This window comes from Streptomyces sp. NPDC041191 (assembly GCF_055591945.1).
The window spans coordinates 70,713-88,863 of sequence record NZ_JBVIZC010000003.1 but is presented as its reverse complement, the minus strand read 5'-3'; the positions used below and the strand labels follow the sequence as shown (position 1 = coordinate 88,863).

Annotated in this window: 14 protein-coding genes and 1 pseudogene; 3 read left to right on the top strand and 12 right to left on the bottom strand. The window is 71.9% G+C overall.

Annotated features, from left to right (window positions below; all coding sequences use genetic code 11):
* Positions 1 to 31: 31 nt before the first annotated feature.
* Positions 32 to 130, bottom strand: a pseudogene (locus ACZ6AQ_RS06380) (DNA-binding response regulator); the annotation flags it as partial.
* Positions 131 to 249: 119 nt separating this feature from the next.
* Positions 250 to 2,367, bottom strand: coding sequence for a DNA gyrase/topoisomerase IV subunit B (locus ACZ6AQ_RS06375; protein ID WP_468757932.1), 2,118 nt, complete (start codon positions 2,365 to 2,367; stop codon positions 250 to 252).
* A 432-nt stretch (positions 2,368 to 2,799) separates the two neighbouring features.
* Between ACZ6AQ_RS06375 and ACZ6AQ_RS06370 the strand changes: the two genes are divergently transcribed.
* Positions 2,800 to 3,030: a DUF7455 domain-containing protein gene (locus ACZ6AQ_RS06370; RefSeq protein WP_384863293.1), complete on the top strand. Its 231-nt coding sequence runs from the start codon at positions 2,800 to 2,802 to the stop codon at positions 3,028 to 3,030.
* Positions 3,031 to 3,189: 159 nt separating this feature from the next.
* Here ACZ6AQ_RS06370 and ACZ6AQ_RS06365 read toward each other — a convergent pair whose 3' ends face one another.
* Both ACZ6AQ_RS06365 and ACZ6AQ_RS06360 read right to left on the bottom strand, forming a co-directional pair.
* Entirely contained in the window at positions 3,190 to 4,008 is an 819-nt protein-coding gene (locus tag ACZ6AQ_RS06365; RefSeq protein WP_468757931.1) for a S1 family serine peptidase, read from the bottom strand.
* Positions 4,009 to 4,150: 142 nt separating this feature from the next.
* The gene (locus tag ACZ6AQ_RS06360) at positions 4,151 to 5,689 is read right to left on the bottom strand and encodes an RNA polymerase sigma factor (protein WP_468757930.1); all 1,539 of its coding nucleotides are present in this window, start codon (positions 5,687 to 5,689) and stop codon (positions 4,151 to 4,153) included.
* Between ACZ6AQ_RS06360 and ACZ6AQ_RS06355 the strand changes: the two genes are divergently transcribed.
* Positions 5,622 to 5,852, top strand: coding sequence for a hypothetical protein (locus ACZ6AQ_RS06355; RefSeq protein WP_468758584.1), 231 nt, complete (start codon positions 5,622 to 5,624; stop codon positions 5,850 to 5,852). The genes ACZ6AQ_RS06360 and ACZ6AQ_RS06355 overlap by 68 nt on opposite strands.
* A gap of 192 nt (positions 5,853 to 6,044) precedes the next feature.
* Here ACZ6AQ_RS06355 and ACZ6AQ_RS06350 read toward each other — a convergent pair whose 3' ends face one another.
* From ACZ6AQ_RS06350 to ACZ6AQ_RS06330, 5 genes are all read right to left on the bottom strand, one after another.
* On the bottom strand, positions 6,045 to 6,932 hold the full coding sequence (locus tag ACZ6AQ_RS06350) for a FadR/GntR family transcriptional regulator (protein WP_388694235.1): 888 nt from the start codon (positions 6,930 to 6,932) through the stop codon (positions 6,045 to 6,047).
* Between the two features lie 160 nt (positions 6,933 to 7,092).
* On the bottom strand, positions 7,093 to 8,976 hold the full coding sequence (locus tag ACZ6AQ_RS06345; protein ID WP_468757928.1) for an ATP-binding cassette domain-containing protein: 1,884 nt from the start codon (positions 8,974 to 8,976) through the stop codon (positions 7,093 to 7,095).
* 121 nt (positions 8,977 to 9,097) lie between these two features.
* Entirely contained in the window at positions 9,098 to 9,862 is a 765-nt protein-coding gene (locus tag ACZ6AQ_RS06340; protein WP_468757926.1) for an NUDIX hydrolase, read from the bottom strand.
* A 709-nt stretch (positions 9,863 to 10,571) separates the two neighbouring features.
* Entirely contained in the window at positions 10,572 to 12,089 is a 1,518-nt protein-coding gene (locus ACZ6AQ_RS06335) for a DUF4192 domain-containing protein (RefSeq protein WP_468757924.1), read from the bottom strand.
* Positions 12,090 to 12,353: 264 nt separating this feature from the next.
* A complete protein-coding gene (locus tag ACZ6AQ_RS06330) occupies positions 12,354 to 14,513 on the bottom strand; it encodes a RecQ family ATP-dependent DNA helicase (RefSeq protein ID WP_468757923.1) in 2,160 nt (719 codons plus the stop codon).
* Between the two features lie 400 nt (positions 14,514 to 14,913).
* On the opposite strand from ACZ6AQ_RS06330, the gene ACZ6AQ_RS06325 reads away from it, so the two are divergent.
* Positions 14,914 to 15,543 carry a hypothetical protein gene (locus ACZ6AQ_RS06325; RefSeq protein WP_468757922.1) on the top strand — a complete coding sequence of 210 codons (630 nt, stop codon included), beginning with the start codon at positions 14,914 to 14,916 and terminating at the stop codon, positions 15,541 to 15,543.
* Between the two features lie 60 nt (positions 15,544 to 15,603).
* Here the strand turns inward: ACZ6AQ_RS06325 and ACZ6AQ_RS06320 are convergent, their stop codons facing one another.
* The 3 genes from ACZ6AQ_RS06320 to ACZ6AQ_RS06310 form a co-directional block, all read right to left on the bottom strand.
* A complete protein-coding gene (locus tag ACZ6AQ_RS06320) occupies positions 15,604 to 16,233 on the bottom strand; it encodes a hypothetical protein (RefSeq protein ID WP_468757920.1) in 630 nt (209 codons plus the stop codon).
* Between the two features lie 106 nt (positions 16,234 to 16,339).
* Positions 16,340 to 17,044 carry a ribonuclease HII gene (locus ACZ6AQ_RS06315; RefSeq protein WP_468757919.1) on the bottom strand — a complete coding sequence of 235 codons (705 nt, stop codon included), beginning with the start codon at positions 17,042 to 17,044 and terminating at the stop codon, positions 16,340 to 16,342.
* Positions 17,045 to 17,233: 189 nt separating this feature from the next.
* Positions 17,234 to 18,142, bottom strand: coding sequence for an ADP-ribosylglycohydrolase family protein (locus ACZ6AQ_RS06310; protein WP_468757918.1), 909 nt, complete (start codon positions 18,140 to 18,142; stop codon positions 17,234 to 17,236).
* Positions 18,143 to 18,151: the final 9 nt, after the last annotated feature.

The following is an 18,151-nucleotide window of genomic DNA, read 5'->3' as shown; positions in this document are numbered from 1 at the left end:
CCGGACTCTTCTCCCTTCCAACTTCACCCCATCAGGTGAGTTTTCCTCCGGGCACCCTGACAAGCCCGTGCTGATATGCGTACCGCACGGCCTGCGCGCGGTCGCGTACTCCGGTCCCGGCGAAGAGATCCGGGGCGTCCGCGTTCCGCACCCGTCACCACTCCTCCGCCACCACAACGCCACGGAGAGTCAGGCCCCGCGCGATCGACCCGTGGGGGAGCATGTGCCTCCACCCACGGGCGGAGCGCCTCAGGCGTCGATGCGCGAACGGTCGAGAGTGGCCGCCGAACTGGTGATGAACTCCTTGCGGGGTGCCACGTCGTTGCCCATGAGCAGGTCGAAGACCTGCTCGGACGCCTCCAGGTCACCGATGTTGATCCGGCGCAGGGTGCGGTGGCGCGGGTCCATGGTGGTCTCCGCGAGCTGGTCCGCGTCCATCTCGCCCAGGCCCTTGTAGCGCTGGATGGAGTCCTTGTAGCGGACCCCCTTGCGCTGGAACTCCAGCAGGGTCTGCCGCAGCTCGTTGTCCGAGTACGTGTAGACGTACTTGTCCTGGCCCCGCTTCGGCTGGACGAGCTCGATGCGGTGCAGCGGGGGTACGGCCGCGAAGACCCGTCCCGCCTCGACCATGGGCCGCATGTAGCGCTGGAAGAGGGTCAGCAGCAGGGTGCGGATGTGGGAGCCGTCGACGTCGGCGTCGGTCATCATGATGACCTTGCCGTAGCGGGCCGCGTCGATGTCGAAGGTGCGGCCCGAACCCGCTCCTATGACCTGGATGATCGCACCGCACTCGGCGTTCTTGAGCATGTCCGAGACCGACGACTTCTGCACGTTGAGGATCTTGCCGCGGATCGGCAGCAGGGCCTGGAACTCGCTGTTGCGGGCGAGCTTGGCCGTACCGAGCGCGGAGTCCCCCTCGACGATGAAGAGCTCGCTGCGCTCCACGTCGTCGCTGCGGCAGTCGGCGAGCTTGGCCGGCAGGGAGGAGGACTCCAGCGCGGTCTTCCTGCGCTGCGCCTCCTTGTGCTGCCGGGCCGCGATCCGGGTCCGGGCCGCCGCGACGGCCTTCTCCAGGACGGCGCGGGCCTGCGCCTTGGCGTCCCGCCTGGTGGAGGTGAGGAACGCCTTGAGCTCCTTGGCCACCACGTTCGCCACGATCCGGCGGGCCGCGGAGGTGCCGAGCACCTCCTTGGTCTGCCCCTCGAACTGCGGCTCCGCGAGACGCACGGTCACGACGGCCGTGAGCCCTTCCAGGGCATCGTCTTTGACGACGTCGTCCTCGGCGACCCGCAGCATCTTGGCCGAGCGCAGCACCTCGTTCACGGTCTTCGTGACGGCCTGCTCGAAGCCGGAGACGTGGGTGCCTCCCTTGGGGGTGGCGATGATGTTGACGAAGGACTTGACCGTCGTGTCGTAACCGGTGCCCCATCGCAGGGCGACGTCGACCGCGAGCTCCCGGGTGACCTCGGTGGGGGTCATGTGACCGCGCTCGTCGAGGACCGGGACGGTCTCCTTGAAGGTGCCCTGTCCGGTGAGGCGCTGGATGTCGCAGACGGCCTTGTCCTGCGCGAGGTACTCGCAGAACTCGCTGATCCCTCCGTCGAAGCGGAAGGTCTCCTCGCTCTTGCCGATACCGGCCAGGTCCCGCTCGTCGCGGACGACGATGGTGAGGCCGGGCACGAGGAAGGCGGTCTGCCGGGCGCGCTGGTGGAGCGTCTCCAGGGAGAGCTTGGCGTCCTTGAGGAAGATCTGCCGGTCCGCCCAGTAGCGGACGCGGGTGCCGGTGCGGGTCTTGGGGATCCGCTTGCCCTTGTGGAGCCCGTTGGCCGGGTCGAAGGGGCTGTCGGGCCCCTGCTCCGTGAAGACTCCGGGGACGCCGCGGCGGAAGCTGATCGAGTGGGTCGCGCCGTTCCGGTCGACCTCGACGTCGAGACGGGCCGACAGGGCGTTGACCACGGAGGCGCCGACGCCGTGCAGACCGCCGGAGGCCGCGTACGACCCGCCGCCGAACTTGCCGCCGGCGTGCAGCTTGGTCATGACGACCTCGACGCCCGAGAGACCGGTCTTCGGCTCGACGTCGACCGGGATGCCCCTGCCGTTGTCCCGGACCTCGACGGAGCCGTCCTCGTGGAGGACGACCTCGATGTGGTCGCAGTAGCCGCCGAGGGCCTCGTCGACCGAGTTGTCGATGATCTCCCAGATGCAGTGCATCAGGCCGCGGCTGTCGGTGGACCCGATGTACATGCCGGGGCGCTTGCGGACCGCTTCGAGCCCTTCGAGTACGAGCAGGTGCCGCGCGGTGTAGTTGGAACCGTCACGGTCTGCGGTCAGCAGCGCACTGGACGGCACGGACGTTTCGGCGGTCACGCGGTTCGCTCCTCGCTGAATTTGAAATCTGGCCCGATGGGTAAGGCCCGGCGTCGGTTCACCGGTTCAGAGCGTACCGATGCCTGGTAGAGCCGTTGCCACGCCACCCTCCCCGTTTCCTCATGCTAGTCCAGAGTCGCATAGATGTTCGATCCCTCGACGGGCTGACGCGAACATCACGTTCCCTTCCAGGCATGAACCATTTAGGCTCCGGGCACGTCCTCATGAACAACCGGCAACCACGCCGGGAGGGCCGACCGAGACAAGCAACGCGAAAACCGTAGTGCGACGCAATACGGCTCATTCGCCGCAACCGGCAACAGACAGCCACCTTGGAAGAAGTTTCAAGGAAAAGCCACGAGCGGGAACGTTTTCGGCCTGGTTGGATGTTGACCCTGGTACGACAGCTCGTCGAGCTAGAGAAGAGGCGACGTGACTACTGTTCTGACCCCCGCGAGCCCCCTGACGGCCGCTGACCGCTGCGACCGCTGCGGCGCCCAGGCCTACCTGCGTGTCGTTCTGACCAGCGGAGGTGACTTGCTCTTCTGCGCCCACCACGGACGTAAGTTCGAGCCGGAACTCAAGAAGATCGCCGTTGAGATACAGGATGAGACGGACCGGCTGACCGATGCGCCGGCCCGCACGGTGGGCGACGAACACTGACGCCCCGCATCCACGACGAGCCCAGGGCCGGTCACTGACCGGACGGCGGGCGGTCACCCCTCTCTCCGAGGAGGGTGGCCGCCCGTTCTCGTTCCTCCGCCCCGGTCGACCGCGGCGGAGTCCGGCGCGGCACTCCCGGCGCCTTCCGCGGACCCCAGCTCAGAAGTGTTCGGGCAGCACGGCGGAGACGCGCGTGTAGACACCGGGGCTCTCCGCCCGCCCGCACCCGCTGCCCCAGGACACCAGCCCCACGAGGAGCCCCCGGGCCACCAGGGGACCCCCGCTGTCCCCCTGGCACGCGTCCTTGCCGCCCCGCGGGTCCCCCGCGCACATCATCGTGTCCTTCTGGTACCGCACGCCGGAACCGCCCGGATACGCCCGCTCGCACGCCGTGTCCGGCAGCACCTGGACGCTCGCCGTACGCAGCGTGGAGGCGTAGGAACCGTTTCCGGTCGTGTCCCCCCAGCCGTAGACGCGTGCGGCCGTCCCGGGCGCGTACGCACTGTCCCCGCCGTGGGCGACGCCGATCACGTACGACTCCGGCAGCGCCCTCGCCAACGTCAGCACCGCCAGGTCTCCCGTGTTGGCCGCCGGATCGTAGGCGGGGTTGATCCAGGTGCCGGAGACCCGCACCTCCTGACCGCCCCGGCCACGCAGCGCGGTACGGCCCGCGACGACCGCGAAGTCGGACACCTCCCCCGGCTCGCCTCCGAGGACCTCCCTGCCCAGACAGTGGGCCGCGGTGAGCACCTTGGTCGGCGCGACGACCACGCCGCCGCAGAATTGTCCCGCGCGCGCACCTCCGAACCGGTCACGGCTGGACAGCGCCACGACCCACGGCGCGTCCGCGATCCGGACCCGGCTGCCGCCCACCACGACACCGTCGGCGGTCGCGAGGGCGGCGACAGTGAGTTGTCCCGCCGCCGCGGTGATCAGGGCGAGAACACCCGTCAGCGCTCGGGTGAGGGAACCACGCATGGAGCCTCCTGACTCTCCGGTGACATCTGTTCACCCAGAGTCCAGCACCGGCGGCCCCGGCGCACCCCCGCACGCCGAAGGACCCGGCTCCCTCTTTCGGGGAGCCGGGTCCTTCGGCGTGACGTTCCGCGTCGCGTACGACTCAGTCGAGGTAGTCGCGCAGCACCTGCGAACGCGAGGGGTGGCGGAGCTTCGACATCGTCTTCGACTCGATCTGGCGGATCCGCTCCCGCGTCACGCCGTAGACCTTGCCGATCTCGTCCAGCGTCTTCGGCTGGCCGTCGGTGAGGCCGAAGCGCATCGAGACGACACCCGCCTCGCGCTCGGAGAGCGTGTCGAGGACGGAGTGCAGCTGCTCCTGGAGGAGCGTGAAGCTCACCGCGTCGGCCGGGACGACCGCCTCGGAGTCCTCGATGAGGTCGCCGAACTCGCTGTCGCCGTCCTCACCCAGCGGGGTGTGGAGGGAGATGGGCTCACGGCCGTACTTCTGGACCTCGATGACCTTCTCGGGGGTCATGTCGAGTTCCTTGGCCAGCTCCTCCGGGGTGGGCTCACGGCCCAGGTCCTGGAGCATCTGCCGCTGGACGCGCGCGAGCTTGTTGATGACCTCGACCATGTGCACCGGGATGCGGATGGTGCGGGCCTGGTCGGCCATGGCGCGGGTGATCGCCTGACGGATCCACCAGGTGGCGTACGTGGAGAACTTGTAGCCCTTGGTGTAGTCGAACTTCTCGACGGCGCGGATCAGACCCAGGTTGCCCTCCTGGATCAGGTCCAGGAAGAGCATGCCCCGGCCGGTGTAGCGCTTGGCGAGGGAGACCACCAGACGGAGGTTGGCCTCCAGGAGGTGGTTCTTGGCCCGGCGGCCGTCCTCGGCGATGATCTCCAGCTCGCGCTTGAGCTTCGGGGCGAGCTTGTCCGAGTTCGCGAGCTTGTCCTCGGCGAACAGGCCGGCCTCGATGCGCTTGGCGAGTTCGACCTCCTGCTCGGCGTTGAGCAGCGGGACCTTGCCGATCTGCTTGAGGTAGTCCTTGACCGGGTCGGCGGTGGCACCGGCGACGGCGACCTGCTGCGCGGGAGCGTCGTCCTCGTCCTCGTCGGACAGGACGAAGCCCTTGGCCTCGCCCTCGGTCTCCTCTTCCTCACCCTTGCCGGGCGCGACGTCCTCGATCAGCTCCTCGCCCTCGACGAGCTCGTCGGAGTCCTTCTTGGACGCGGTCTTCTTGGCCGCCGTCTTCTTGGCGACGGTCTTCTTCGCGACCGCCTTCTTGGCGACGGTCTTCTTGGCGGCCGCCTTCTTAGCGGGCGAGCCCGCTTCGTCGGCCGAGTCGGCACCTTCGGCCGAGGGGGCCGAGACGGTGGACTTCGTCACGGTCGTCCTGGCGGTGACGGTCTTGGTGGCGGTGCGCTTGGCCGGGCTCTTCGCTGCGACGCTCTTGCGGGCGCGCTTGGGCGACTCCGCTGCACTGACCATCAGCGTCACACCCTCTTCCTCGAGGATCTGATTGAGGCTGCGCAGAACATTCTTCCACTGGGTTGGCGGAATCTGGTCAGCCTCGAAGGCCCGACGCACGTCATCGCCGGCGATCTGCCCATCAGCCTTTCCCCGCTCGATGAGCGCCATCACAGACTCGGACTCGGCGATCTCCGGCGGGAGCGTACGGGATGTGCTGGCCGACACGAACAACCTCTCGGAACGATGGAAACGGCTTCCGGCCCCGCCCTGGATCGGGCTGGAGCCGACGACCGTCGACGGGGAGTGTGCCGACGGCGCGGGCTGGACCGGGGAACTGCACAGCGCCTGGGGCGGCTGCTGTATTCCTTCCTCGGCTGTCACCTCTTAGGTCATCGCACGGCCCGGAGGAGTGTTACGCCCAATCTTCGTGGCCCGAGTCACACCCTGTTTGCGACGAACAGCCCAGACCGGTGGATCAGTGCACATTCGTACCGCCGCAACCCCGAATCCCCACGGGAGGGCTCCGCCGAACTCCCGGGACCCGGTACGTACGCCTCGGCGCCCGGCCGCGGCTCGCGGATCAGTGTTCGCGGGGAGCGGGAACGACACGCTCCCCCTCGGGGTGGACCACGAGCAGCTGCCGCATGGCCGCCTCGGCCCCCTGGGCGTCTCCGGCGGCGAGCGCGTCCACGATCCGGCCGTGGTGCGCGAGGCACGCCTCGCTCGGCCGGTCGCAACCGGTGGCGGGACCGCCGGAGACCTGGAGCGCGGCGGCGACGATGCCGGAGAGGTGCTCCAGCATGCGGTTCCCGGCGAGCTGGATGAGGAGGGAGTGGAATTCCGTGTCGGCCCGGGAGAAGGTCGTGCCGTCCCCCTGGGTGAAGGCGTGCCCCATGATCTCGACCATGTCGGCGAGGCGCTGCTGCACGTCCTCGCGACCGTGTCCGGCGGCGAGGCGGGCGGCCAGGGGTTCGATGGTCCAGCGCATCTCGTTCAGCTCACGGCGCTGATCGTCGCGCTGCGGGCCGAAGGCGCGCCATTCGATGATGTCGGGGTCGAGGAGGTTCCAGTCGCTGACGGGCCTGACCCGGGTACCGACGTTGGGGCGGGCGCTGACGAGCCCCTTGGCCTCGAGCACACGGAGCGACTCGCGCACCACGGTGCGCGAGACCTCGAACCGCTGGCCGATCTCCTCGGGGACGAGCGGACGGTCGGCGCCGAGGTCACCGGAGACGATCATCTGGCCGAGCTGCTGGACGAGCTGTCCGTGCAGTCCCCGGCCCCGGCTGCCGGTGCTCCTGCGTCCGACGCGACCCAGGTCGGTCTCCACCCCCTCCCACGAGGAGGGACCCACACGACCGGCGGCGGGCGCCTCCGGGTAGGGATAGCGGTCGAGATCGCCCGGGGCGCCGAGGCCGGGGTCGACGGAGCGGGCGGCGGTCATCATGGTGTGCGCAAGGGTACTCACGCATCTTTTGTCGGCGCTGCTTCGACAGCCCTTGAGGTCTTTGCTGAAAAGCACACGAAAGGGTGATCAACACCCCTTACACAATTGACGATTAATCGGTCATATAGTGCATAACGCAAAAGAGTTGTCGATCAAGCGGAACCTTTCGGGCTGCACACGATCACCAACGAGCCCTGCGGCGCAGTCCGGTGAGCACATAAGCGCAGAGCAACCCCGTCAACGTCAACGAAAGCGCCACTCCTGCGGGTTGCCCGGCCACCCGCAGCGCCGCCGTCAGCCACTGGTCCACGACCGGCGACCAGTGCGGCCCCACAAACGCGCGCAGCCGCTCCGGAAGGCCGGCGGCCGACCGCACCGACGGCCCCGTCAACACCTTCTGCATCAGCGGGAAGAAGGCGACCGGTACGGCGAGGACCGCGGCCATCCCGGCCGCAGCGGCCCGGAAGACGCCGGCCCCGAGCACTCCCGCCCAGGCGCAGCCGACGATCAGCCCCAGCCAACTCGCCCACAGCGTGGGAGCGTTCTCCGGAACGGGGATCAAATCGGCTCCGTGGACGAGCCGCAGCGCCCCCAGGTCCGCCATGACGACAAGCACTCCGAGCACGAGGGCGACAGCCGCCGCCACGGCGAGTTTGGCCAGCAGCAGGGCGGGTTCGCGGGCCACGGCCCCACGGCCGGCGGTGAGCGCGGGATGGCGGTACTCCTCCGCGAAGGAGAGGGCGCCGAGCAATCCGGCCCCCAGCGCCGCGGGCGGCAGCGGGGAGAGCGCGGGCCAGCCGGCGAGGACGGCGGGCAGCGCGGTCCGGCCACCGCGACCGAGGAGGAGGGCGAACGCCACGGAGACGAGCAGGACGGCGCCCGTCACGAGGGGCGTGGACGGCACGCCCAGAAGGCGGTGGACCTCGTACCGGAGCGGACGCGAGGGCGCGCGGACCGGCTTTCGGGCAGCATCCGGCCTCCCGGGCGGGGCGTCACCGGTCGCGGTGGCGCGAGGCCGTCCGGTGTACCGCGACGCCGCCGCGCCGTCCCTCCCGGACGCGGACCCCCCGGACGCGGACCCCCCGGACGCGGACCTCCCGGACGCGGTCCTCCCGGGAGCACCGTCCTGTTCGGCGCGCCGTCCGACGCCGCCGTCGCCACGGACGTCGGCACCTCCGGCCGCACCCGTCGCACCGGTGTCACCGACCTCCTCGGTGAGGCGGTGGACCGGCACGCCGTGGCGGAAGGCGGTGTCACCGACGGAGGCGCAGTCACTGCCGTAGACGAGGAGGCGGTTGCCGTCCTCGGCGACCGCCTCGACCGGGCGGCGGGCGGCTCTCGCCTCCCGGGTCACGGCCGCGGCCAGACGCGCGGCGTGCGGGGTGCGGACGGCGACCCGCGGACGCAGCCGGGTGCGGGCGAACTCGGCCGCGTCCTGGTCTGCGACGAGCCGGCCGCGGTCGACGGCGACCACCCGGTCGGCGTTGCGAGCCGCGTCCTTGGGGTCCCGCGTGGTGTAGAGCACCGTGCCCCCCGTGGAGGCGTGGGCACGCAGGAACGCGTGCAGCCACCTGCTCTCGGATGCGGAGAGGCCGGCGCCCGGTTCGTCGAGCAGCAGCGTGTGGGGCCCGCCCAACAACGCCGTGGCGAGGCCGAGACGGCGATCCGCCCCGATCGGCAGGGTGCCGATCCGCCGTCGCTCCAGGCCGGCGAGGCCGACCTCCCGCACCAGTTCCTCCGCGCGCGAGGCGGGGACTCCCGTGGCGGCGCAGAGCATCCGGAGCTGCCCCCGGACCGTACGGGCGGGATGCGCGGGGACGTCACCGAGGAGCACGCCGACCTCGCGAGGGGGGCGGGCGATGCGGTGCAGCGGCCGACCGCGGAAGTAGGTGATCCCTCGCCCCGGTTCGATGTCGAGCATGAGACGGAGGGCGGTGGTCTTGCCGGAGCCCCGGGGGCCGAGAAGGGCGGTCACGGCACCCGGCCGGGCGTCGAAGGTCAGATCGTCCACGGAGGGCGGACGACCGGGGCGGGAAGTGCTGGTGAGTCCGATTGCCTGGAGCATCGCTTCTCTCGCGGTAGGTGACACCGCTCCGCGGCAGGGCGGCGCTACCGCAGCAAGATAACGCTACATTTCGGACTTGAGGCGCATGGCGGGCATCAGGGGCGCCGGATTTCCGCCCTCCTCAGACCTCGGGGCGCAGCATGGGCGGATTGAGAAGGGTCGCCCCACCCGCACGGAAGAGCTGGGCGGGGCGCCCTCCCTGACGGGTCGTGGTGCCACCGGCCGGAACCAGGAAGCCGGGCGTGCCGGTCACCTTGCGATGGAAGTTGCGCGGATCCAGGGTCACCCCCCATACCGCCTCGTAAACGCGCCGCAGCTCGCCGACCGTGAACTCCGGCGGACAGAAGGCAGTGGCCAGGGAGGAGTACTCGATCTTGGATCGGGCACGCTCCACCCCGTCGGCGAGGATTCTGGAGTGGTCGAAGGCGAGCGCCCCTTCGTCCTCGACGCCGGCGGCCCCGCCCCCTCCGAGCAGCTCCTCGACCGGGGCCCAGCGGGCGCTGTTGGCGTCGCCGCCCGCCCGGGGGGCGGGGAGATCGGGAGCCAGGGCGAGGTGGGCGACGCTGACCACGCGCATCCGGGGATCGCGGTCGGGCGCCCCGTACGTCGCCAGCTGCTCCAGGTGCGCGCCGTTGCTCGGCACAGGAGTCGGTGCGGCCGGGTCGTGGGCGCGAAGGCCGGTCTCCTCGACCAGTTCGCGCGCCGCCGCGGCACCGAGGTCCTCCTCCGCCCGCACGAAACCTCCGGGCAGTGCCCAGCTCCCCTTGAACGGCGCCTCCCCCCGTTTGACGACCAGCGCACAGAGTGCGTGGCGCCGCACGGTGAGCACGACCAGATCGACGGTGACGGCGAAGGGCGGAAAGGCCGACGGGTCGTAGGGAGGCATGCCGGGATCATAGTCGTCTTCCTGACGATAAGCACGTCCCGGGGAATCTTCGGCGACGGCTTCCCCGACGTGCCGCGAAGCTTCCCTCATGTCCGTGCCCGGCATCCCGCCACACCCCCGATCGAACGCCTCCGCTGCTGTCCCGACCATACCGAGACCACGCCCGGCCGTCCGTACGGTGCGCGGTTCTCCGTGACCGCGGGGCCCGACGACCGGAACGCCCGCCACCTCCTGACAGGTCCGGTCCGGTTCCGCGGAGACCCACCGCGGGTTCGGACCGGGATCCGCGACCGCCGTCGTTCCGGAGCCCGCGAAGTCCACGCGCGGAGCGTTTTCCGCAGGAAGTCGGCGGGAACGGGCGGCGGCGCTCCACGAGATGCCCCGCTCCTTTCCGACTCCGCCCCGCGCACGTCCGAGGGCGGCACCCCGGGGCCCGCCCCCTCGGAGGTGTGCAGAACGTGGGGAACGAGTGGGAGGGCGCGATCGAACATGCCGTGCGCCGGAGGGAGTTGCGTCCGTCGTGCCGTGCGGGGATGCGCGGCGAGCACCGTAGACGTGTCCGGTCGACTGCCCGGCAGGGCGGCCGAGGGCCGTGGTGGAAACGGAGCGCCCTCCGCGCGGACCGGGAGGCCGGAGGAGCACCGGTGGCACGGTCCGCGCATCCGTGCCGGAGAGCGGAACGCGCTTGCGGCCGAACCGATCACGGTCGTCATCGGCCGCTCCTGGTCCCACGATGTCCGCCGGGCCGCGGAACCCCGCCCCCGGGCCTGCTGGTGGCGGGCCCGGCGGGTCGGACCCCGGCAGCGGCCCTCCGGTTCCCCGTCCCGGCCTGCCGTCCCGCCCCGACCAGGCCCTGGCGGGTGGTCCGCCGACGGGTGGCACGCACCCTGACCCGCCGGGAGGACGCCGGCGCGGCCGGTTCCGGGACGGTCCGGGCGTCCCGCTCGCTCCTCAGGCAGGAACGCAGCGACTCGGGATCGAGACCTTCGTTGCACGCCTGGTGCAACAACCGGGCGAAGACGTACTCGGGGTCCGCATTGAGCGCGAGTCCGAGAGCGACCCGGGCCGTCGGCTCGTCGCCGGTGGACCACGCCGTCCAGCCCACGAGGGTGAGGGGCGCGGCGGCATGCTCCTGGTAGGGGGTGACGCAACGCCGGGCCAGTACGCGCCAGAGCCGCAGGGCGGCGGTCCCCTCCCAGCCTTCCATCCATTCGGCGGCGCGGTCCCGGGTGACGCGGTCCTGGAGGCCCAGGATCAGTGCGGCGGCCTCGTCGGCCGTGACCAGGGCGTCGTCGGCGGCGTCACCCGCCGCAGCGTCGGCGGCGCACCTCCCCGGCTTCACCGTGCTCCCCGGGCTCCTCCGGTTCGTCGAACTCCTCGGCCCTCCCGGTGCCTTCGGGATCTCCGGATCCCTTGGGCCGTCCGAGGCCTTCGGGCTTTCCGGGGTCTTCTGTTCCCGCGGACCGTCCGGAACTTTCGGGGCCCCCTGGCCGGCGAATCGACGGAGGATCTCGCGAGCGAGACGCAGTGTCCCCTCGCGCACCTCCTCCCTCCCCCGCTCCTCGGAACCCTCGACGATGCGGGGGACGATCGAAGCGGCGGCGGCGTCGAGCGCGGCCCGCTGCTCCTCCGCTCCGGTCCCGTCGGCCGGCTTCAGCCGGGCCTCCATGTCCCTCAGGGAACCCCGCACCTGGATTCCGGCGTACGCGGCGGTCGCCGCCATCACCGTCGTGCCGCTCAGCGCGAGCGGAGTGCCGTCGGGTGGGCAGCAGCGCGCGTCGGGGCAGCAGTAGGAGAAGTAGAGGCCGTCGGAGATGCAGAGGGCTTCGTAGACGGGAATGTCGAGGGCCCCGCAGGCGGTGCGCAGTCGCTGGGCGAAGGGGCGCAGCCGCTCCATGACCCTCCGGCCCGTCTCACCCGGTTCCGGGTCCTGACAGAGGAAGACGACGATGCCGTCGGGCCGGGCACCGGTTCGGGCCCCTCCTTCGACGAGGCACTCGGCGAGGTGGTCGGCGGTGGAGGCCCATTCGCGGGGCGAGTTCGGGATCCCGAGCCTGATCCGGCCGCCGAAACGGCCGTGTTCGCCGTGGAGAGCGACCATGACGACGGAGTCCGTGGGGTGAAAGCCCAGCATGAACGGGAGGGCGTCGGCCAGTTCGGCCGGGCCTCGCAGGGTGATCCGCTGGGTGCGGGTGGGTCCGCTGGTTTCGTGGTGATTCGCGTTCATGGTCAGGACGGTCTCGCGATCTCCCGAAATCCGAAACCCCTGTGGATAACTCCCGGAACGCGGCATCCGTCGGTTCGCCCGGTTGTCCACAGGTTCGGCGGCTCATCCGCGTGGTGGCCGCGTCGTCGGGTTTCATGGAGACGACTCGTGCGGCTTCCGGAAGACGGGCTCGTGTTCCGTGCGGCCGTCGGTGCCGCATCCGTCCGTCCCGTTCCGGGTCCGGCGGGCAGGACGGATGCGGCTGCGCGGTCGTGGAAGAACCGCTCAGCCCGCCGCGGCGAGAACCAGCGGGAGCACCGGCCCGCTGCCTGCCCGGCGGAGCAGACGGGCGGCGACGGCGAGGGTCCAGCCGGAATCGGTGCGGTCGTCCACGAGCAGGACGGGTCCCGGGGAGCCCGCCAGGGCCGCGGCCAGGTCCTCGGGGACGGTGAAGGCCCCGGAGAGTGCCCGGAGGCGCTGGGCGGAGTTGCTGCGGCTCGCCGAGTGCGCGCCGTCCGGCCCGGCGTACGCCAAGGCGCCGAGGTGGGGAAGGTGGCCGACGGCCGCGACCCCCCGGGCGAGGGAACCGACCAGCTGCGGGCGGGAGAGGGACGGTACGGCCACGACCCCCACGGGGCGCGCGATGGCGTCCGGGACGTTCGGTGCCCAGCCGCCCGGAGAGCGCGCCCAGTCGGCGAGGACGGCCACCGCGGCCTTCAGGACATCGTCGGGAACGGGGGTGTCGGGGGCGTTGTCGGCCAGGAGGGGGCGCAGCCGGTTGCCCCAGCCGATGTCCGAGAGCCGGCCCAGGGCACGGCCGGTGGAACACTGTTCACCGGCGGGGATGCGTCCCTTGAGGTCGATGCCCAGGGCGGGCAGGCCGGTCGGCCACATACGGCGGGGCTCGACCTCCACACCGGGGCGGTCCAGTTCCTTCGTCGCCCCCGTCAGCGCGTCGGCCGAGACCGAGGAGTCGATCCACGGGCCCGCGCAGTTGTCGCACCGGCCGCACGGGACCGCGCCCTCGTCGTCGAGCTGTCGCCGCAGGAACTCCATGCGGCACCGGGAGGTACCGACGTAGTCGCGCATGGCCTGCTGCTCCGCCGCCCTCTGGCGCGCCACCCACGCGTACCGTTCGGTGTCGTACGTCCAGGGCCGTCCGGTGCTCTCCCAGCCGCCCTTCACCCGCTTGACCGCTCCGTCCACGTCGAGAACCTTGAGCATCGTCTCCAGGCGGGTGCGCCGCAGGTCCACCGCCGCCTCCAGGCTCGGCACGGACAGCGGGCGCCCCGCGTCGGCGAGGGCCGCCAGGGTCTGCCGGACCTGGGCCTCGGGCGGGAAGGCGGTGTCGGCGAAGTAGCGCCAGATCGCCTCGTCCTCCTGCCCCGGCAGCAGGAGCACCTCCGCGTGCTCCACTCCGCGGCCGGCACGGCCCACCTGCTGGTAGTACGCGATCGGCGAGGACGGCGAACCGAGGTGGATCACGAAGCCGAGATCCGGCTTGTCGAAGCCCATGCCCAGCGCCGACGTCGCCACGAGCGCCTTGACCTTGTTCTGCTGGAGGTCGGTCTCGGCCTGGAGGCGGTCGGCGTTCTCCGTCCGTCCGGTGTAGGAGTCCACCGCGAAACCCCGCTGCCGGAGGAAAGCCGTGGCTTCCTCGGCCGCGGCCACCGTCAGCGTGTAGATGATCCCCGAGCCCGGCAGCTCGTCCAGGTGCTCGGCCAGCCACGCCAGCCGGTGCGCCGCGTCCGGCAGCCGCACCACGCCGAGCCGGAGGCTGTCCCGCTCCAGCGAACCGCGCAGCACCAGGGCCTCACTCGCGCCGGTGCCCAACTGGTCGGCCACGTCCGCCGTCACCCGTGCGTTCGCCGTCGCCGTGGTGGCGAGCACCGGCACACCGGGGGCCAGCTCGCCGAGCATGGCCCTCAGCCGGCGGTAGTCGGGGCGGAAGTCGTGGCCCCAGTCGGAGATGCAGTGCGCCTCGTCGACCACCAGCAGGCCCGTCGTGGCCGCGAGCCTGGGCAGCACCTGCTCGCGGAAGTCCACGGAATTGAGTCGCTCCGGACTCACGAGGAGCACATCGGTCGCCCCGCTCTCGATCTCCCCGTAGATCGTGTCCCACTCCTCCGGGTTGGCCGAGTTGATCGTGCGCGCCCGGATGCCGGCCCGCTCCGCCGCCTCGACCTGGTTGCGCATCAGCGCCAGCAGCGGCGAAACGATCACCGTCGGTCCCGAGCCGCGCCGACGCAGCAGCGCGGTGGCGACGAAGTACACCGCCGACTTGCCCCATCCCGTGCGCTGCACCACCAGCGCCCGTCGGCGTTCCTCCACGAGAGCCGCCACCGCCTGCCACTGGTCCTCCCGCAGCCGTGCCGAGCCCCCGGGGTCGCCGACCAGTTCGGCGAGGACGGCATCGGCTTCGGCGCGGAGTTCCAGGTTGGTCATGCCTCCATGCAACCCGATGGCACCGACAATCGACCAGTTCACCCGGAGTGACGCGTCTCTCGCAGACGGTCCCCGGGCCGCACGCCTCCCGGCGCCACGGGCCCGTCGGCCGCGCAGCGCGCCCGAGCGCGACGGCGGGAAGGCTCGCGTCGGCGCTCCCCGCCCGCAGGGAAACCGACAAGGGAACGGGGAGTGAACAATGGGCGACTGGGCAGGGATATGAGTGGCATACCAACCCATTCCCCTCAGCGGCCTCAATTGCTCATTGCCGCTCACGCACGGGCCAGCAAGAATTGGGGCACCGCCCCGCACGGCCCGTCAGCGGTCCGGAAGGACTGTGCCGTGGTGCGCCCTCACCCGACCTTGCCCGCCCAGCGGGCGCGTATCCGAAGGGAGGACCGTGACCCTCGGATTCGCTCCGCCCACAGCCACCTCGCTCAGATCATCGTCCGGGTCCGCCAGCCGCCTCGCCCGGATGCTCGAACCGGCCGAGTGGACCGCGGCGGGGATTCCTCTGCTGCGCAATCCGCGCGAGGTCGTCAGCGGTCTCCACTCGCGTCACGCCCCCACGCCCTCGACAGCGGTCCTCGCGGTCCTGGACCACGAGGAGCGGCTCGCCGCCAGCGCCTCGTTCGTCCACCGTCCCGCCCCGGCGGACGGGTGGGAGTTCCGCAACGCGCTCCTGGCCCACCTGCGGCGCGTCATCCCCCACGACCTCAGGAGACGCTCACCCGTACGGACCGCGGTACTGCTGTACTGCCGCGAGGGCGACGAGCGGTGGACGGAGGAGGACGGAGCCTGGATGTGGGGGCTCCGTGACGCCTGCACCCTGCACGGGCTCCGCTGCGGCGCGTACATCACGCTGACCCGGGCGGGCTGGCAGGTGCTCGGGGAGGGCCGTGGGGGCCGCCGCCCGAGCTCCGACTCGCTCCCCCTGCCGATCGGCGAGGGGCCGGTCGAGCTGGGCCGGCTCGTGCCGAGGACCGCGAGCGGCGCGAGCGAACCGTTGCGCCGGGCCGCCGCGCGCTGAGCGGACGGGCGGCTTCCCTCTGCCCGCCGGACCCTACCGGTCCGGCGGGCAGAGGACCGGTCAGACGCCGGCGCCCGCTCCGAGGAGGGCCGTGATGCGCTGCGGGTCGCCACAGACGACGAGCAGCGCGTCCGCACGAGCCAGCGCCGCCGGAAGGGCACGGGCCGCCGTCTCGTCGTCCCCGCCGTTGACGGCGACGATCACCACGGGGCGGGGGGCGGTCCGCTCCACCGCGGAGGCGTCGGCGAAGAACACGTCGTCGCCGGTGTCCTGCTGCGCCCAGTAGGCGGCCTCGCCGAAGGACAGCTCGTGTGCCGTCCAGGGGTGCTGTCCGCCGGTGGTGAGCAGCAGGACGTCGCCGGGGGCCCGGCCGTTCTCCAGCAGGAGGTCCAGAGCCTCCTCGGCGGCGTCGAGGGCGCCGTCGACCGGGGCCGGGATCAGCTGGAGCTGCGGGGAGGGCCGCTGACCGGAACGATTCTCCGGGCCGTCGGCCGGAGCCTTCCCCGCGCCGGGGCGCGGCGGCGGCACGGGCCTGACGGGGCCGGGAACGGGGCGTCCGGGACGCGGGGTGGCCGCGGAGCGCGGGCCGGGTACGGGACGGGGGGTCGACGCGGGGCGGCCGGCGGCCGTGGTGGCGCGGGGACCCTGGGCGCTCTCGTGAATCTGAGGCTCCTCGGGGATGAGAGGCATGGGTGGTTGTCTATCAAACGCCGGTGCGTGGGACACCGGCGGGTGGGCACACAGGTGCGCTCCGGGCGCGTGCACGGCCCTTCGGCAGGGCTCCGCGTCCGGAAGTTCAGAAGTCGAAGCCGAGTTGGCCCCCGCTTTCCAGTGCGGCCGTCCCGACGGGGAGACGGACCTTCTTGAGGTGGCGCCACCGGGGCAGCGCGTCCAGGTAGGACCAGGAGAGCCGGTGGTACGGGGTGGGTCCCAGCTCTTCGAGGGCGGCCCTGTGGACCGGCGACGGGTAACCCGCGTTGGCCCCGAAGGCGTACGGCGCGTACTCCCCGGCTTCCAGCCCTGCCATGAGGTCGTCCCGGCGGACCTTCGCGAGGACGGAGGCGGCGGCCACGGAGACGCAGGACCGGTCGCCCTTGATCACCGTACGGACCTGCCAAGGGCTGCCGAGGTAGTCGTGCTTGCCGTCGAGGATCACCGCGTCGGGCCGCACGGGGAGAGCTTCGAGGGCCCGGACGGCCGCGAGGCGCAGTGCCGCGGTCATCCCGAGGTCGTCGATCTCCTGCGGGGAGGCGTCACCGAGCGCGTACGCCGTGACCCACTGTTCGAGTTCCGCCGCCAGCGCGGTACGGCGTTTGGGGGTGATCAGCTTGGAATCGGTGAGCCCGGCGGGGGGTCGGCGCAGGCCGGTGACGGCCGCGCACACCGTGACGGGCCCGGCCCACGCCCCGCGCCCGACTTCGTCGATTCCGGCGACGATCCTGGCGCCGGCGGTGGCACGGAGCGATCGCTCGACGGTGTGGGTGGGGGGTTCGTACGGCATGGCGCCAGACAGGTTACGCCGCTCGGCGCCGCGCGCGATACCCGGCTCCCCTCCGGACGCCGGGGAAATCCCTGTCGCGCCTCCGGGAGCCGTCGCCACGCCCGGCCCGGCACCGCCGGTCCCGGTGGCCGGGAAGTCCGACGGCCACCGGGAGCCGGGTACATCGGCACCCGGGGAAGCGGTGCGGTGTCAGACCGCCGCGGTCGGGACCCAGGCCGGGAGTTCCTCGGTCCGGCGCAGCCAGTCCGCCGGCGGCGCGCCGTTCGCCGCGGCCGCCACCACGCCCCCGGCGATGGCACAGGTCGTGTCGACGTCGCCGCCGACCTGCGCGGTCGTCCAGAACGTCCTCTCGAAGTCACCGAGTCCGCGGGCCGCCGACCAGAGGGCGAAGGGAACCGTGTCGTGCGCGCTCGTCCGCCGGCCGCTGCCGAGCACGGCGGCGACCGTGCCGGCGTCGCCGTAGTCGAGCATGTCGCGGGCCCTGCGCAGCCCCGCCCCGACCGCGCTGCGCGGCACCAGGGCGATGACCCCGTCGAGCAGTGCTTCGGGCGTGGGCGGTCCGACGGGGTCGGCCGCGATGGCGGCCGCGGCGGCGACGGCCATCGTCCCCACGACGGCCTCGCGATGCTGGTGCGTCGTGTAGGCGGAGATCTCCGCCTGGTGGGTCGCCTGTTCCGGATCACCCGCGTACCAGGCCCCGAGCGGGGCGATCCGCATCGCGGCACCGTTGCCCCAGGAGCCCTGTCCCTTGAAGAGCGCGGCGGCCAGCTCCCGCCAGTCGCCGCCCTCCCGGACGAGCCCGAGCATCCTGTTGACCGCCGGGCCGTAGCCCCGGTCGAAGTCGTGGTGCTGTGCGAACGACGTGGCCAGGGCGTCCTGGTCGATCCGGCCGTGCCGCACGAGGACGGCCAGGACGGAGCAGGCCATCTCGGTGTCGTCGGTCCACCGCCAGGGGCCGGGCGGCAGTTCGCGCCGCTTCAGCAGGGGGTAGTGGGCGGGTACGAAGAACTGGGAGCCGAGGGCGTCTCCCACGGACAGCCCTCGCAGACTGGCCAGGGCGCGCTCGAAGCGCCGGTCGGGTGAGGAGTCAACGGTCATCGGTCTGCC